The organism is Arthrobacter sp. UYEF20 (genome assembly GCF_040546335.1).
Lineage (GTDB): Bacteria > Actinomycetota > Actinomycetes > Actinomycetales > Micrococcaceae > Arthrobacter.
The window spans coordinates 122,032-137,307 of sequence record NZ_JBEPNP010000001.1; the positions used below are offsets into that span (position 1 = coordinate 122,032).

Here is a 15,276-nt window from a genome sequence, read left to right on the forward strand (position 1 = left end):
TGCCTGGCTATCCGGCGGCATGGCAGCGGCGGGATAGTGTTGGAGCACAATGCGCGACTGGCTGCTGTACCTCATCATCGCTGGAGTCCTGGCGTTCGCCGTCTCCAGCTGGTGGGGAGTGCGCAGGCTGAAAGCCAAGCACACCCGCAGCGCCGTCTGGGAGCAAACGCACAGCCCAGGCCTGGGGCAGCAGAAGGTGGCGGTGGTGATGAACCCGATCAAGACCAAATCTGCCGAGGCCCGGGGGCTGATCGAGAGTGCATGCGCCTCAGCCGGCTGGGAGCCGCCGCGCTTCTTTGACACCACGGCCGAGGACGCCGGCTTTTCCCAGGCACGGGCTGCTGTGGAGTACGGTGCCGACGTCGTCCTGGCGGGCGGCGGTGACGGGACGGTGCGCGTCGTGGCCGAGATCCTGGCCGGCACGGACATCGCCATGGGCCTGATCCCGCTCGGCACCGGCAACCTCCTGGCGCGCAACATAGATCTTGACGTGAATGACGTGCACGGCAGCGTGCAGGCCGCCCTCTTCGGACACCAGCGGTTCATCGATACGGCGCGCATGCGGGTTGAAAACTCCAGGACCGGCCGGTCGTCGGAGCACACCTTCCTCGTGATCGCCGGCATCGGTATGGACGCCGAAATCGTGGGCGACACCAATGACGGGCTGAAGAAGGCAGTGGGCTGGCTGGCGTATACGGAAGCCGGTGTCCGGCATCTTCCCGGGCGCCGCAAGAAGGTCTCGGTCGCCCTCGATGACCAGCCCGAACAGTCCAGGAAAATCCGCAGCGTGCTGTTCGCCAATTGCGGGCTGATCCCCGGCGGCATCGACTTCATCCCCCAGGCCATGATCGATGACGGCATGCTGGACGTGGTGGTCATGAGCCCGCGCAGCGCCATCGGCTGGCTGGCGATGTATACAAAGATAGTCCTGAAGCACAACAGGAATCTGCCGGTGATGAGCTACTACCGCTCAGGGAAGGTGACCATCCGGTGCGCGGAACCCATGGCCACCCAGGTAGACGGCGACCCCTCCGGCGAGGCCACAAAGGTGACCGTCCAGGTGGCACCCGGATCGTTGCTGGTACGGGTCAGGAACGGCACCGAGGAAGACTAGGCGCTGGCTTCCTTCTTCGAAGCAGCATGTGCCGCATCCGCGGACTTCTTCGCCTCCGCAGCGGCCTTCGCGGCGCGCGCCTCGGACTGCTCGCGGATCATGGCCTGCTCCTCTTCGAAGCGCAGCCGGTCAGCACGGTCGGCGTCGTCACCGTCCCAGTCCTGGTTGTCAGCGGTCGGTTTGGGATTGACAATCATTCCCTGGCCGTCATTTTCTGTGCTGGTATTGGACATGACCTGCTCCCTCCGTTAGAGGACTTCCCCAATATGGATCAGGCAAGCATACGCACAGTTGCCTAGGCGTGGAAGTGCCCGGTGCGGCATTTGTCTACGCTCTGGGCGAAGCCCTCGGCGTATATTCCGGCACCAGAGATGCTCCTGCCAGAATATTTTTCACCCATGCATGTGCCGCGCGGAATGCCTGGTCCGAGGTATGCGGGGCCACGAGCGTCCGCTGACCGTCGGCACGGCCGTAGGAACCCAGGAAGCGGGTGGCCGGGCTGATCCGGTGCAGGCCGGCGAGGGCATCGGCGACCCTCGCATCGGCAACGTGGCCGTCCGCGTCGATACTGAAGAAGTAATGACCCAGGTACTGGCCGGTGGGCCGGGATTCGATCCGGCTCAGGTTCACCCCACGGGTAGCGAACTGGTCCAGGATCTCCATCAGGGCGCCCGGCCGGTCCTCCGGCAAGGGAACCACCACGGTGGTCTTGTCCGCGCCGGTCGGCTCGGGCAGGGCACCCGGCCGGCCCACGAGCACGAAGCGGGTGACGGCACCGGGGTTGTCCCCGATGTTCTCCGCCAGGACAGCCAGCCCTGGCTGCTCCGCCGCCACGATCGGGGCGCAGATGGCGGCGTCATAGTGGACGCCGTCCTCGAGAAGGCCCATCGCTGCCGCCGCTGTCGAGGAACCCGGAATGTATTCCGCATTGGGAATATTAGCGTCGACCCAGAGCCTGCACTGCGCCCAGGCGTGGCCGTGGGTGGAGATCCGGCGGATGTCTTCGATGCGGACACCGGGGCGGGCTGCCAGGACAAAGCTGATCGGCACGATGGCCTCCCGGAGGATGCGAAGCTCCTGCCCCGTGGCGATGGCGTCAAGGGTTGCCGTAACACCGCCCTCAACCGAGTTCTCGATCGGCACCATCGCCGCGTCCGCTGAGCCGTCCCGGACCTTGTCGAGCGCCGAATTCACATTGGACGCCGGGATGCGGATGGCCTGCGCCGCGCCCGGCACCTGCATCAGGGCAGCCTCGGTGAAGGTGCCCTCGGGCCCGAGGAAGGTGTAGGTGACGGGAGATGCGGGCATCGGCTCTTCTTTCTTCGCTTACAGGATGACTGGCTTGAGCCCGTTGTCGGACACCAGGGGCATGCCGGTTTCCAGCCACTGGTCCATGCCGCCGGCCACGTTCAGGGCGGAATACCCCTGGCCCACGAGCCACTGCGCGGCCCGGAATGAGCGTCCGCCGGTACGGCAGATGACGTAGAGGTCCTCATCCGGGTCCAGTTCGTCGATCCGTGCCGGGAGCTGGTCCAGCGGAATGTGCAGGGCACCTTCCGCGTGGCCCGCAACCCACTCATAGTTCTCGCGGACGTCCAGGATTCTGGCCTCTTCAGGGATGTCAGACACGGTGACGGTGTCGAAGTCGCTCATGTTGGTCCTTTCCGCAGCAATCAAGGTCTGCCACCAGCCTATCGCCAGCCACTGACGGCGCACCCCACCGGGCAGCACGTTACGCTTCTGGGATGGCGCAAAGGAGATCCCATGGCAGCTAACCGGCCCACCATCCTGGCAACCTCCGGCGGTTACAAAGCCGGGAACCGTACCCGGCTGGAGTTCGACCGCCTGGTGCATCACGCCGTCGAACTCGCCGGGGTGAGCGGGCGGGCGCCGCGGATCACGCACATCGGGACCGCCTCGGGAGATCAGCGCTGGTTCAATGCCGAGCTGGATGAGGCCGCCCGGGTCGCGGACTTTGACTTCAGCCATCTCAACCTCTTCACTATGCCTAACCATCCGGACCCCGAGGCGCACCTGATGGAACAGGACGTGGTCTGGGTCAACGGCGGTTCGGTGGTGAACCTGCTCGCCGTCTGGCGGGCGCACGGACTCGATGCCATCCTGCGGCGGGTGTGGGAACAGGGCGTGGTCCTCGCAGGCGTCTCCGCGGGATCGCTCTGCTGGTTCCAGGGCGGCACCACCGACTCCTTCGGCCCCGAACTCGCGGCGGTCACCAACGGCCTGGCGCTGCTGCCCTACGCCAACGGGGTGCACTACGACTCCGAGGCACGCCGGCGTCCCCTGGTGCACCGGCTCGTGGCCGACGGCACCCTCGGCGAGACGCATTGCACTGATGACGGTGTGGGGCTGGTCTATGTAGGTACCGAGCTGGTGGAGGCCGTGAGCGAGACCAGGGGCAAGGGCGCCTACATCGTGACCCGGCGTGACGGGGCGCGGGGGGACATATCCAGCGCCCACCCGGGGACATGCTCACCCCTTGCTGCCGGGACTGGGCATGATGCCACCATGTCCACTCCTGCGGCCCAGGAATGGGCATGTCCCCCGGGCGGGGAGGCCGCCGCAGCCGAGGAACGGCTGGAGCCGCGTTTCCTTGGCTGAAATCCACGAACTTTCCGCCGTCGAACTGCGCGATGTCCTGCGCTCCGGTGAAGTCTCGGCCCGCGAGGCGGCCGGGCATTTCCTGGACCGGATCGGGGCCGAGAACCCGCACCTCGGCGCGTTCATCACTGTCACGGCGGAGCAGGCCCTGAAGGACGCCGCCACGGCGGACGCGCGCCATGCCAGCGCGGCCCGCCACGGGGCTGCGCTGCCGATGCTGCACGGGATGCCCGTGGCGTTCAAGGACCTGACGGACGTCGCCGGCGTGGTCACCACCCATGGCAGCGCCGCCCTGGACCACAAGCCCGCCCTGGCCGACGCCGCGCTCACCTCCGTGCTGAAGGGCGCCGGCGCCATTTCCCTGGGCAAGACCCAGGTTCCGGAGTTCGGCCTGACGGCCTACAGCGAGAACCGGATCGCACCGCCGTCGCGCAACCCGTACGCGCTCAGCCGCAGTTCGGGCGGTTCCTCGGGCGGCAGCGCTGCCGCCGTGGCCGCCGGGTTGCTGCCCTTTGCCCCCGGGTCCGACGGCGGCGGCTCGGTCCGCATCCCGGCGGCGGCCTGCGGGCTCGTTGGACTCAAGCCCGGCCGCGGCCTGGTGCCCGCAGGGGAAAGCTCAGGCGACCCCGCGGGACTGGTTGCTACCGGCCCGCTGGCCCGCTCCGCAGCGGATGCGGCCCTGATGCTTGATGCGCTGGTGCCGGCGGAACCGGGTCCGCACCGAAATGCCGCGCCCAGCTACCTCGAACTCGCCGCCCAGGAACCGCCCCGGCTCCGGATCGGGGTGAGCCTGGACAGTCCGTGGCAGACGATCTTCCCCTTCACCCCGGGCCAGGAAGCCCTCGACGCGCTGGCGGCAGGCGTCAGGATGCTGGAGGCGTCGGGCCATGAAACCACGGAAGCCACGGTCCGCTACGACAACCGCTACCCGGACGCGTTCACCACTGCCTGGACCGCCGCCGTCGGAAGCGCCCGGATCGCTCCCCACCGCGAGGCGCTCCTGTCGCCGCTGACCCGCACGTTCCGGCGCCGGGCACAGCAGCGCAGCGCCGCCAAACTCAACGAGTCGTTAGGGTTCCTGCGGCTGTTCCAGCGGGACACGACTGTCCAGTACGCAGCCTGGGACCTGATGCTGATGCCTGCACTGGCGCAGACTCCCCGGCCGGTGGGCTGGTTCACCGGCGCCGCCCACGGCGACGGCTACTGGCCCGCCTCCGAGTGGACGGGCGACGCCGACGGCGACTACCGCAAACAGTGCGAGTTCGCGCCGTGGTCCTCGATGGTGAACGTATGCGGCTTGCCCGCCATCAGCATCCCGGTGCACTGGACCGGCGGCGCCCGGGGCGCCGGCCTGCCGATGGGAATCCAGCTGATCGGGCCGATGGGATCCGAGGCGCTGCTGCTGCAGGTGGCCGCGCAGTTGGGGTTCTAGCGCCGGTTCCGGTTGTACGGTGGACATGCCCAGTCCTGAAGCGACATGACTTGAGGCGACACCGTCTTGAAACGACATGAGAGGGATCGATGAAGATCACCGGTGCAGTACTCGAGGAAATCGGCCGCCCGCGCCCGTTCGCGGACTCCAGGCCCATCACCATCTCCGAACTGGAGCTGGACGGTCCCGGGCCCACTGAGATCCTGGTCCGGCTTGAGGCCGCCGGGATCTGCCATTCCGACCTGAGCGTTGTTGACGGCAACCGCGTGCGCCCGGTCCCGATGCTGCTCGGCCACGAGGCGGCGGGCCGCGTCGTCGAGGTCGGCTCCGAGGTCACGGACCTGGAACCGGGCCAGCGCGTGGTGATGTCCTTCCTGCCCCGCTGCGAAGAGTGCGAGAACTGCGCCGCGGACGGCCGGCTGCCCTGCACCGCCGGGTCGAAGAGCAACGGGGAGGGCACGCTGCTGCACGGCTCCACGCACCTGAGCCGCGGGGGTGAAAAGGTCTATCACCACCTCGGCGTCTCGGGCTTCGCCAGCCACGCCGTGGTGGACCGGGCCTCGGCCGTGCCGGTGGGCGACGACATTCCCGCGGACATCGCCGCCGTGCTCGGCTGCGCCGTCTTGACCGGCGGCGGGGCCGTCCTCAACGCGGCCCGGCCGGAGCCGAAGGACAGCATCATGATCGTGGGGCTCGGCGGCGTCGGCATGGCCGCCTTGATCACAGCCGTCTCCCAGGGCGTCTCCCGGATCGTGGCGGTGGACAGCCTCGAGGAGAAACTCGAGCACGCCCGCCGGCTGGGCGCCCACGAGGCGTACACCCCCCAGCAGGTCCTCGAGCAGGGCGTCAAGGCCAGGTATGTGATCGAATGCGCCGGAAATCCGCGTGCCTTCGAGACCGCCTTCGCGGCCACCGCCGTCGGCGGAACCACCATCACCGCGGGCCTGCCCTCGCCCGAGGCCCGGGCCGCGATCTCCCCGCTGACCATCACGGCCGAGGCCCGCACCATCGTGGGCAGCTACCTCGGCTCCGCCGTGCCTTCCCGCGACATCCCCAAGTACGCCCAGCTCTGGCGCGAAGGGAAGCTGCCCGTCGAGGAGCTGATCTCAGCCCGCATAGCACTGGCCGACATCAATCAGGCCATGGACCAGCTGGCCGACGGGAAAGCCGTCCGCCAGGTCATCATCTTCGACGCCGGGTAGCCCCTCATCCGGGTTCCGGCGGGGTCGCCGGAACGCTGCGGGGGTCGCCGGAAGCTTCGGGCGAACCCGCAGGTTTCCGGCGAACTCGGCACGGGCCGCCGGGCATCGGAAACAGGACGACGCGCTCCCCCTGGAACTTGCCCCGGGCCTCCGCGAATGTGACAATCGCGCGTCACAGTGTGAGCATTAAGTAAATGAGCACAACTCATTTATCCAATCCCCCCGCTACAACGCCGGGCGATACCTCCTTTTTTGGCCACCCAAAGATGCTGGCCAGCCTCTTCTCCGTAGAAATGTGGGAGCGCTTCTCCTTCTACGGAATGCAGGGAATCCTGCTCTACTACATGTACTTCACGGCGGCCCAGGGCGGCCTGGAAATTGAGCAGGGCCTGGCCGCCAGCCTGGTCGGCGCCTACGGCGGCGGCGTCTACCTCTCCACCATCCTCGGTGCCTGGCTCGCGGACCGGCTCTTCGGCTCCGAGCGCGTGCTGTTCGGCTCCGCCGTCATGATCATGGCCGGCCACATCGCGCTGGCCCTGGTACCAGGGATTCCCGGGCTGATCACCGGCCTCGTGCTGGTTGGGGTGGGTTCCGGCGGCCTCAAGGCCAACGCCACCGCCCTGGTGGGAAGCCTGTACCGCGAGAAGGATGAACGCCGCGACGCCGGCTTCTCCATCTTCTACATGGGCATCAACGCCGGCGCCCTGATCGGCCCGCTGGTGACCGGCTGGCTGCAGGAAAGCCAGGGCTTCCACTGGGGCTTCGGCGCCGCCGCCGTCGGCATGGCCCTGGGCCTGGCCATCTACGCCGCAGGGCGCAGGAAGCTCCCCGACGAGGCGCACCGGGTGCCCAACCCGCTTCCCGCCGCGGAGCGCACCAAGTACGGACTGATCTTCGCCGGCATCGCGGCCGCTATCGCCGTGCTGCTGGCCACCGGCACCGTGAACGCCGGGAACCTGGCCATGTCCATGGCCTACGCCGCGATCGGCGCGTCCGTACTGTACTTCGTCCTGATCTTCAGCAGCCAGAAGGTCGACGGCACCGAGCGCCGCCGCGTGGCCGCGTTCATCCCGCTGTACATCGCCTCGGCCGCGTTCTGGGCCCTGTTCCAGCAGCAGTTCACCTTCATCGCCGTCTACTCGGAGGAGAAGCTGGACCGCAACCTGTTTGGCTGGGAAATGCCGGCGGCCTGGGTGCAGTCGATCAACCCGGTGTTCATCATCATCTTCGCCGGCGTCATGGCTGCCCTGTGGACCCGGCTGGGACGCAAACAGCCCGGCTCGGCGCTGAAGTTCTCGATCGGCCTGTTCGTGATGGGGCTGGCGTTCCTGGCCTTCATCCCGCTGGCCGGCGGGGGCAAGACGCCGCTGCTCGCGCTGGTGGGGATCCTGTTCCTGTTCACTCTCGCGGAACTGTTCCTCTCCCCCATCGGCCTGTCGGTGACCACCAAGCTGGCGCCCAAGGCGTTCCACACGCAGATGGTGGCATTGTTCTTCCTCTCGGTGTCGCTCGGCACCACGCTGGCCGGCATCCTGTCCGGCCTGTACAACCCGGAGGACGAGCTGCCGTACTTCATCGGCATCGGCGGAACCGCCGTGCTGCTGGCGGTCGGCCTTGCGGCGGCCTCGCCGGCCATCAAGAAGCTCATGGGCGGCGTACGCTGAGCCGGTGAGTCCAAGGCACCGGCCGCCGGTTGAGTCACGCAGGTACGTCCGCGCCCCCCGGCGAGGCGTCCGACGTCGAACTCATGCCGGCGGGCGATGTCACCGACGGTGTGGTGCGGCTGGGCGGAACAATCCGCCGCCCGGCACCGGCCGCAGTCTCTCGCCGTCGGTGAGTACCTCGACTGGCTCGAGGACGCCGGTTTCGAGGGTGCGCCGCGGTTCCTGGCGGAGACGTCGTCATGGTGCGACCGCCGCGACGGCGGCGTCGAAGGCGACGCGCCCGCCCACAACGGTCAGGCGGGTCCGGTTCGTCAGTAGCTGCTCGGCTTCGGAGAGGAAGGGGTCGGTGTCTAGGACGGTGAAGTCGGCGAGGTGGCCGGCGATGATGCGGCCCTCGCTGTCCTCTGCACGGCAGGAGTAGGCGGCGTCGCGGGTTGCGTGGCACAGGGCGGCGGCCAGGTCAAGGGCGTAGTCCGGCCGGTTTGGCGGCAGTGAGGGGTCCAGAGCGGACTTCCGGGTGGTGGCGACGTACATGTTGGGCAATGGCTCGTGCGGCGCGGTGGGCGCGTCCGTGCTCAGGGCCAGGGTTGCTCCGGCTGCGAGGAATTCGGTCCAGGGATAGGCCCGCTCGACGCGGTCGTCGCCCAGCACGGACCTCCAGTTGTCCTGGATCGCCGGGTCGGCATGGACCGGTTGCACGGAGGCCACCACACCAAGATCAGCCAGCCGTAGCACGTTGCCCCTAGTGACGGTCTCGAGGTGTTCGATGCGGTGCCGGCGGTCCTTCGGGCCGTTGATCCGGTGCGCCTCTTCGAGGGCGTCAAGGGCGATGTCGGACGCTTCGTCGCCGATGGCGTGCAGGGCGATCTGCATCCCGGCGGCGTCGGCGGCGACCACCACCGGGATCAGGGACTCCCGATCCCAGATGGGTTCGCACCGGCTGCCGTCGGCGTAGGGCTCCTTCATGGCCGCGGTGCAGCTGTCGATGACGCCGTCGATGACGATCTTGATTCCGCAGATTCGCAGCCATGGGCCGGAGAGCTCGTCCACCAGGCCGGCTGCCCTGGCGACCTGGGCGAGGTTGTCCTTCTCGGTGGCCCGGCGGGTGACGAGCCAGTGGCCCTTCACACGCAGGGGCAGGGAGCCGCCGCGGTGGCGCAGGGCACGCCGGAAGGCGTCCAGGTCGTCGTCCTGGACGGCCATGTCCACGGCGCCGGTGACGCCGGCCGCGAGGTAGTGTTCGAAGGCCGACTTGAGGTGGGCGTCGCGGTCAGCGTCGCTGGCGGCCCGGGCGAGGGTGGGCCAGACGATCTGCTGCGCCGCGGTTTCGTAGAGCATCCCGTCGGCAGCCCCGGTGTCCGGGTCCCTTCCGATGCGACCGCCGATCGGGTCCGGCGTCGCGTCGTCAATGCCCAGCTCGACCAGGGCCGCGCTGTTGACCCACACCGAGTGCAGGTCATTGGCGTCAAGGTAGACGGGACGGTCGGCCACGGCTTCGTCGAGCATCTGCCGGGTCGGGGCCGCACCTGCCAGTGCACTGTAAAGCCATCCTGCGCCCAGAATCCGGGGAGACTTCGAGTTCTCCGCGGCCGCCTCCCGCAGGCGCCGCTGGATGTCGGAAAGGTCCGAGGCGTCGCGCAGGGCGACCTTTTGCAGGGCCTGTCCCATCATCAGCAGGTGCGTGTGGGCGTCGACGAACCCGGGCAGGACGAAGCCCCCGGTCAGGTCGATCTCATCAGAGTCGGGTCCGGCGGCACGGCGCGCTTCGGCCTCCGTCCCGACGTAGTGGAAGCGTGAGCCTTCAACGACGAAGGCGTCGGCACCTGCGCCGGCGACGTCGGCTGTGAAGACGGTGGCATTGGTGTAGAGGGTGCGGTTAGTCACGTGGAACCCTTTCGGATTGCGGGAAAGTAGCGGGAAAGTAGCGGGAGCATCAGAGGATCGCTGCCCGGGGGAACTCGGGCTCCGGCGAAGATTGGCCGGCGGAGGCGGTGTCCACCCGGAGGGAGATGCGCGAGATGATAAGGAAGGGGATCAGGAGGACGAAGGTCATCCCGGCAAGGACCATGCCCAGTCCGGCATAGCCGATCGCGGCCGAGAGGGAAGTGCCGAAGACTGGCGCGAAGGAGGAGCCGATGAGGTAGACGCCGAGCAGCGGTGCCGACCACCGTCCCGAAGCGTCCAGCGCGACGGCGACCGCGAGGACGTAGACGAACGCGGCCGCGTAGAGCGTGTTCCACGCGATGATGACCACCAGGTACCAGCCCGGGTCGGTCACCGTCCCGGCGAGAAGTTTGAGCAGGCCGCCGGCCACCAGGGTGACCGCCAGGGGGACGGTGCGTCCCAGGCGCCGGCCGAAGACGCTCATGACGGCTGTGGCGATCAACCCTCCCAAGGTGGACAGGCTTAGCGCCAGTCCCATCCCGGTTTCATCGAGACCGGCCTGCTCGGCCCCCATGGTGCCCGCGACGGCCCACAGGGAATCTTCGCTCAGGGCCCACAGGGCGAAGCAGATCAACAGCCCCATCCCGGCCTTTGTCGTAGTGCGCGCGGGCTTTGCGGTAGGGGCCGACAAGGACGCAGCAGAGGCGTATGTTGCCGTGGGCACGGGACGGTCCGGCAGCCACCCCGTGGTGAGCAGGGCCGCCAGGGCCAGGCCCGCGAGCAGCCCGAAGGCGCTGCCCATTCCGGCTCCCAGCGCCGGGATCGCGAACAAGACGACCGACACGATCGCGCAATTGGTGAACCCGTTGATGCCCGAGGCGCGGTCCGGATTACGCAGGGCCCCCAAGGCCGCGCCACCGGCGGAGACAGCCCCGCCCGCGCCCACGCCGCCCAGCACTATTCCTGCGACGACCACCGGCCCGGAGGGGACGAACGCGGCGGCTCCGAAGCCCAGGGCCGCAAGGGCCAGGCCGGCGCGGGCGACGACGTACCTCCCGCCGTGCGCGGACCAGCGGGAGGTCACCAGGCAGGAGGCAGCGCAGGCCAACAGGGAGGCCGTCATCAGGGTGCCCGCTTCGGTGACGGACAATCCCAGCTCCCCGGTCAGGGCAACGATCATGACCGGAACCAGGTTGGCGGTCATGAAACCCACCACGCTGATCCCAAAGACAGAGACGGCGCGCTTCGCCGTCAGCGGCACGCGGGCCGGAACCCTCCGGCTCCACAATGATTTCAGACATGGCTACCCTCCGGGGGATGGACTGGATGTGAATGCCGTCATTAAATGAAAGCCATTCATTTAGTGTGGCGCATCTCCCGGTCGGGCACAAGAGATTAGTGAAAGGCTTTCACTAAATCTTATGTAATCGCCTTGGCATGTACGCCGGCGACGAGCAGCTCGAGGCCGAACACGAAGGCCGCTTCGGCCCGCTCCTCAACGGAGCCGGAATTTGCGACCGCACGATGCAGCGCGGGGAATTGACCCTCGGGCGGGGACCAGACGACATCCGGGGCGGTCAGGTCAAGGGCCGCACCCAGGGCAAGGTAGTCAATCGTGGCAATCGCCGGGCCGATCTGGCCCTGCTCAAGGCCGGCACTCTCGAGCGTGACGGCAATTTCCTCGTAGAAGCCCACGACGCCGAGATCCTGGACCGTTTGCGTGATCAGCAGGGGTACGAGCCGAGGGTGGGCGGCGAATCGGTCACGGTAGGCGCGCACGAGGGCGCGCAGGGCATCCGCCCAAGATAGATTCTCAATCCGTGGCGGAACCTGGACGGCGAAAAGCCGGCCCCGCATCAGCTCAACGATGTGCTCACGGTTGTCGATGTGGTTATACAGGGCGGACTGGCTGACGCCGAGACGGCGCGCCATCTTGGGGAAGCTAAAGTCCCCCGCCTCATCTACGAGCGTCATCGCCGCGGTGACGATCGCATCGACGGACAACAGCGGTGAGTGGGGACGAGGCATCAGGGACTCCTTGGGTAGCGCACTCCGTTGAATCTACTCAATAAGTCTCGAATGCATCTGCTCGGACCGCTCGACATCGAACAAAATCTGGACTAGGGGCTGACCGCCCGGACGGAGAAGGTCCGGACGGAGACGGGCCCTCAGCGGCTCACGGGTTCGGCGGCGTCCAGCAGCTCCAGCTCCGCGCGCCGCGGCATTCCTTCCCAGTCACCGCTGACCAGACACGCGTAGGCTCCGGCCTTCACCGCCGTCAGGAGACGTTGCTGCACCGGTTCCCCGGTGAGCATCTCGGCGAGATATCCGCCGACGAAGGCGTCGCCGGCGCCCACGGTATCCAGCGGCTGGATGGCGACGGCCGGCTGGTGGTAGGACTCGCCGTCCACGAGGGCCACGCAACCCTCGGCGCCCAGCTTGATGATGACCTGCGACGGCCCGAGGGCGGCAACGCGGCGGGCCAGCTCCAGCGGGTCCTCCGATGCGCCCACCACGATTGCCGCCTCTTCATCGCCGGCGAAAACCACATCCGCCTGCCTGATCAAGCCTCGGAAGGCGCTTGCCGCGGATTCCTTCGGCCACAAGGCAGACCGGTAATTGAGGTCGAACGAGACGAGAGTGCCCGCGTGCTTGGCAGAGTCGACGGCGTACTGGGTGGCCCGCGCCGCCGCCGGGGACAAGGCCGGCGTGATGCCGGTGAGGTGGAGCAGCCGGGCCTGGGCGATCTTCTCCGCGGGAATGTCCTCCGGGGCAAGCATCGATCCTGCGCTGCCGGACCGGTAGTACCAGACCTTGACGCTCCGGCTGGTGCGTCGCTCCTTGATCATCAGGCCGGTTGGTGCGGTGCCGTCCCGGGTGCAGACGACGTCCAGCCCCTCTGCCAGCAGCTCGCGGAGGACAAGATCCCCCAGGCTGTCCGCCCCGACTTTCCCCGCCCACGTGACGGAGGCACCCAGCCGGCGGAGGGCGATCGCCACGTTGCTCTCCGCTCCGCCGATCCCCAGGCTCAGAGACTCTGTGAATGCCAACGGCCCCGGCGTGGAGGCCTTCATCAGCGCCATGGTCTCGCCCAGGGTTACCACCTCACTGGCCGGGGCCGAAGGGGATCCAGCTGCCGGCGCGCTCAACGCTTGTCCCGGGCGTGGAGTGCTTCGGCCACGAGACGGCTGACTTTTGCGGCCCGTTGAGTCAACTCGCCAAGGTCCCCGCCCTTGAAGGCGTCGCCCAGGAGGGGCCCGCCGAGGCTGACCGCCATGGCTCCGGCGCTGATCCAGGATGCCGCGTCTTCGATGGCCACCCCGCCCGATGGGATGACCTCGAGGTCCGGAAACGGCCCCCGGAGCTGGGAAATGTACCCCGGTCCCACGGCGGAAGCCGGAAAGACCTTCACCGCCGTTGCCCCGGCACGCCATCCGGCCAGCAGTTCCGTCGGGGTGAGGCCGCCAGGAAAGACCGGGACGGCACGCTCGACGGCGGCGTGGACTATGGTGCTGTCCGTCACCGGCGTGACAAGGAAACGGGCCCCGGCGTCGAGCGCCTGCTCCGCTTCGGCCGGCGTCGTGACGGTCCCGACGCCGATTTCGACGTCGTATCCGAAGTCCCTGGCCAGCGCCGGCAGGAGGTCGAAGACCCCCGCCGTGCTCAGGGTCACCTCGATCGATCGGACGCCGCCTTCCGCCAACGCTGCGATGACTGGTCCGTATTCGCCGGCGTGCCGGGCGCGCAGCACAGCCACCACCGGGTTCCCGAGCAAAAACCGGCTGGGCGCGGGGCGCGCCAGGTTCATGTCCGCTCTCACGTCTCTGCCTCTCACGTCACTGTCCCCAATTGCCATGGCACAAATTCTTCCTGTCCGAGATCGAGTTCTTCGCTGACCGTCTGCTCACCCGACGCGACCGCGAGGATGCGGGCAAAGATCTGCTCCCCCACCTCCTGGACGGTCGCTTCGCCATCCACGATGACCCCGCAGTTCAGGTCGAGGTCCTCCGGCATCCTGTTGTAGAGCTCCGTGTTGGTGCCCAGCTTGATGCTCGGGACGGGTTTGCACCCAAACACCGATCCGCGGCCCGTGGTGAAACACACCACGTTGGCGCCGCCGGCCACGATGCCCGTGACGGAGACGGGATCGTAGCCTGGAGTGTCCATGAAGACGAGACCGCGGCTCGTGATGGGCTCGGCGTAGCCGTAGACGGCGGACAACTCGGCCTGCCCGGCCTTGGCGACGGCGCCGAGCGACTTCTCCAGGATGGTGGTCAGGCCGCCTGCCTTGTTCCCAGGCGAGGGATTGTTGTCCAGGCTGCCTCCCCCGGCGGTGGCGTATTCCTGCCACCAGGCGAGCCGGTCCAACAGCCGCTGGCCCACTTCGGGTGCCACCGCCCGGCGGGTCAGCAAATGCTCGGCGCCGAAAACCTCGGGGGTTTCCGCGAGCACGGAGGTTCCGCCGTAGGCAACGAGCAGGTCCGAGGCGACGCCGAGGGCCGGGTTGGCCGTGATGCCCGAGTACCCGTCCGAGCCGCCGCAGTTCAGTCCCAGTACCAGCTCGGAAACGTCGATCGTGTCCCGCTGGAGTTCGTTGATGGCCGGCAGCATCCCCTGGATCCGGGCCACCCCTGCCTTCACCGTGGCCCGGATACCGCCCGAATCCTGGATGGTGAGCCGTTCGATGAACCCGGCCGGGGTGTCCGCATCCAGGAAGCGCTCGGCCTGCAGCATCTCGCAGCCCAGTCCCAGGACCAGCAGCCCGGCGAAGTTGGGGTGCTGGGCGTAGCCGCGAAGCGTGCGGACCAGCACCTCCGCCCCGGCACTTCCCAGGACCATGCCGCAGCCGCTCCCGTGCGTGAGTGCGAAGACACCGTCCACGTTCGGATAGGCATCCAGTGCGGACCCGCGGAACTGGTCAGCGATCATCCGGGCCGTGCTCGCCGAGCAATTGACCGAGGTCAGGATCCCCACGTAGTTGCGTGTCCCGGCCTTTCCGTTGGCGCGGCGGTAGCCCTGGAATGTGGGACGCTGGCCGGCGGGCGCCAGCGGTGTGACGCGGGCAGTGCCGAATTCGTAGTCCTGCTGCACCTGGTCCATGCCGAGGTTGTGGACGTGGACGTGGTCCCCGCGCCGGATCCGGGTCAAGGCACGGCCGATCGACTGCCCGTATTTGTGCACGGCCGCCCCGGCCGGCACGTCCGCGAGCGCAATTTTGTGGCCCTGTGGCACGTTGGCACGCACCTCTAAGGCGGGTCCCAGTTCGGCCGCCAGGACAGTGCCGGACGTCAGGTCGCGGGTGGCTACTGCCACCTCGTCGCCCTCGGCGAGCCTCAGGATGCATCCCTCGATCATGGTGTT

The 15,276-nt window shown here is 68.1% G+C and carries 14 protein-coding genes; 5 read left to right on the forward strand and 9 right to left on the reverse strand.

The window, feature by feature from the left end:
- The first annotated feature begins 49 nt into the window (after positions 1-49).
- Positions 50-1,114, forward strand: coding sequence for a diacylglycerol/lipid kinase family protein (locus tag ABIB26_RS00605; protein WP_354238602.1), 1,065 nt, complete (start codon positions 50-52; stop codon positions 1,112-1,114).
- Here ABIB26_RS00605 and ABIB26_RS00610 read toward each other — a convergent pair.
- The 3 genes from ABIB26_RS00610 to ABIB26_RS00620 all read right to left on the reverse strand — a co-directional run bounded on the left by ABIB26_RS00610 (position 1,111) and on the right by ABIB26_RS00620 (position 2,767).
- On the reverse strand, positions 1,111-1,347 hold the full coding sequence (locus ABIB26_RS00610; protein WP_354238604.1) for a hypothetical protein: 237 nt from the start codon (positions 1,345-1,347) through the stop codon (positions 1,111-1,113). The two genes, ABIB26_RS00605 and ABIB26_RS00610, sit on opposite strands and share 4 nt — an antisense overlap.
- 94 nt (positions 1,348-1,441) lie before the next feature.
- On the reverse strand, positions 1,442-2,422 hold the full coding sequence (gene pheA / locus ABIB26_RS00615) for a prephenate dehydratase (protein ID WP_354238606.1): 981 nt from the start codon (positions 2,420-2,422) through the stop codon (positions 1,442-1,444).
- 18 nt (positions 2,423-2,440) lie between these two features.
- Positions 2,441-2,767, reverse strand: a complete 327-nt coding sequence (locus ABIB26_RS00620; protein ID WP_354238608.1) for a rhodanese-like domain-containing protein — start codon at positions 2,765-2,767, stop codon at positions 2,441-2,443.
- A 111-nt stretch (positions 2,768-2,878) separates the two neighbouring features.
- Between ABIB26_RS00620 and ABIB26_RS00625 the strand changes: the two genes are divergently transcribed.
- From ABIB26_RS00625 to ABIB26_RS00640, 4 genes are all read left to right on the forward strand, one after another.
- Positions 2,879-3,733 (forward strand): Type 1 glutamine amidotransferase-like domain-containing protein, encoded by an 855-nt coding sequence (locus ABIB26_RS00625; RefSeq protein ID WP_354238610.1) that lies wholly within the window; start codon positions 2,879-2,881, stop codon positions 3,731-3,733.
- The gene (locus tag ABIB26_RS00630) at positions 3,726-5,165 is read left to right on the forward strand and encodes an amidase (protein WP_354238612.1); all 1,440 of its coding nucleotides are present in this window, start codon (positions 3,726-3,728) and stop codon (positions 5,163-5,165) included. The genes ABIB26_RS00625 and ABIB26_RS00630 overlap by 8 nt, the downstream gene beginning before the upstream one ends.
- An 89-nt stretch (positions 5,166-5,254) precedes the next feature.
- The gene (locus ABIB26_RS00635; protein ID WP_354238614.1) at positions 5,255-6,367 is read left to right on the forward strand and encodes an alcohol dehydrogenase catalytic domain-containing protein; all 1,113 of its coding nucleotides are present in this window, start codon (positions 5,255-5,257) and stop codon (positions 6,365-6,367) included.
- A 194-nt stretch (positions 6,368-6,561) separates the two neighbouring features.
- Complete coding sequence (locus tag ABIB26_RS00640) at positions 6,562-8,031, forward strand: peptide MFS transporter (protein WP_354238616.1); 1,470 nt, start codon at positions 6,562-6,564, stop codon at positions 8,029-8,031.
- 237 nt (positions 8,032-8,268) lie between these two features.
- Here the strand turns inward: ABIB26_RS00640 and ABIB26_RS00645 are convergent, their stop codons facing one another.
- The 6 genes from ABIB26_RS00645 to ABIB26_RS00670 all read right to left on the reverse strand — a co-directional run bounded on the left by ABIB26_RS00645 (position 8,269) and on the right by ABIB26_RS00670 (position 15,270).
- Complete coding sequence (locus tag ABIB26_RS00645) at positions 8,269-9,915, reverse strand: amidohydrolase (protein ID WP_354238618.1); 1,647 nt, start codon at positions 9,913-9,915, stop codon at positions 8,269-8,271.
- A gap of 49 nt (positions 9,916-9,964) precedes the next feature.
- Positions 9,965-11,176 (reverse strand): MFS transporter, encoded by a 1,212-nt coding sequence (locus ABIB26_RS00650; protein WP_354238620.1) that lies wholly within the window; start codon positions 11,174-11,176, stop codon positions 9,965-9,967.
- 158 nt (positions 11,177-11,334) lie between these two features.
- Complete coding sequence (locus tag ABIB26_RS00655; RefSeq protein WP_354238622.1) at positions 11,335-11,943, reverse strand: TetR/AcrR family transcriptional regulator; 609 nt, start codon at positions 11,941-11,943, stop codon at positions 11,335-11,337.
- Between the two features lie 140 nt (positions 11,944-12,083).
- A complete protein-coding gene (locus ABIB26_RS00660; protein WP_354238624.1) occupies positions 12,084-13,019 on the reverse strand; it encodes a sugar kinase in 936 nt (311 codons plus the stop codon).
- A 41-nt stretch (positions 13,020-13,060) separates the two neighbouring features.
- Positions 13,061-13,723 carry a bifunctional 4-hydroxy-2-oxoglutarate aldolase/2-dehydro-3-deoxy-phosphogluconate aldolase gene (locus ABIB26_RS00665; protein ID WP_354238626.1) on the reverse strand — a complete coding sequence of 221 codons (663 nt, stop codon included), beginning with the start codon at positions 13,721-13,723 and terminating at the stop codon, positions 13,061-13,063.
- 23 nt (positions 13,724-13,746) lie between these two features.
- On the reverse strand, positions 13,747-15,270 hold the full coding sequence (locus ABIB26_RS00670; protein WP_354238628.1) for a UxaA family hydrolase: 1,524 nt from the start codon (positions 15,268-15,270) through the stop codon (positions 13,747-13,749).
- Between the last annotated feature and the right edge of the window lie 6 nt (positions 15,271-15,276).

Bases quoted from the DNA above. Each gene is read 5' to 3' on its own strand.
- ABIB26_RS00625 (WP_354238610.1), top strand. From the start codon at position 2,879: ATGGCAGCTAACCGGCCCACCATCCTGGCAACCTCCGGCGGTTACAAA.
- ABIB26_RS00610 (WP_354238604.1), bottom strand. From the start codon at position 1,347: ATGTCCAATACCAGCACAGAAAATGACGGCCAGGGAATGATTGTCAAT.
- ABIB26_RS00655 (WP_354238622.1), bottom strand. From the start codon at position 11,943: ATGCCTCGTCCCCACTCACCGCTGTTGTCCGTCGATGCGATCGTCACC.
- ABIB26_RS00635 (WP_354238614.1), top strand. From the start codon at position 5,255: ATGAAGATCACCGGTGCAGTACTCGAGGAAATCGGCCGCCCGCGCCCG.
- ABIB26_RS00665 (WP_354238626.1), bottom strand. From the start codon at position 13,723: ATGAACCTGGCGCGCCCCGCGCCCAGCCGGTTTTTGCTCGGGAACCCG.
- ABIB26_RS00640 (WP_354238616.1), top strand. From the start codon at position 6,562: ATGAGCACAACTCATTTATCCAATCCCCCCGCTACAACGCCGGGCGAT.
- ABIB26_RS00605 (WP_354238602.1), top strand. From the start codon at position 50: ATGCGCGACTGGCTGCTGTACCTCATCATCGCTGGAGTCCTGGCGTTC.
- ABIB26_RS00670 (WP_354238628.1), bottom strand. From the start codon at position 15,270: ATGATCGAGGGATGCATCCTGAGGCTCGCCGAGGGCGACGAGGTGGCA.
- pheA (WP_354238606.1), bottom strand. From the start codon at position 2,422: ATGCCCGCATCTCCCGTCACCTACACCTTCCTCGGGCCCGAGGGCACC.
- ABIB26_RS00620 (WP_354238608.1), bottom strand. From the start codon at position 2,767: ATGAGCGACTTCGACACCGTCACCGTGTCTGACATCCCTGAAGAGGCC.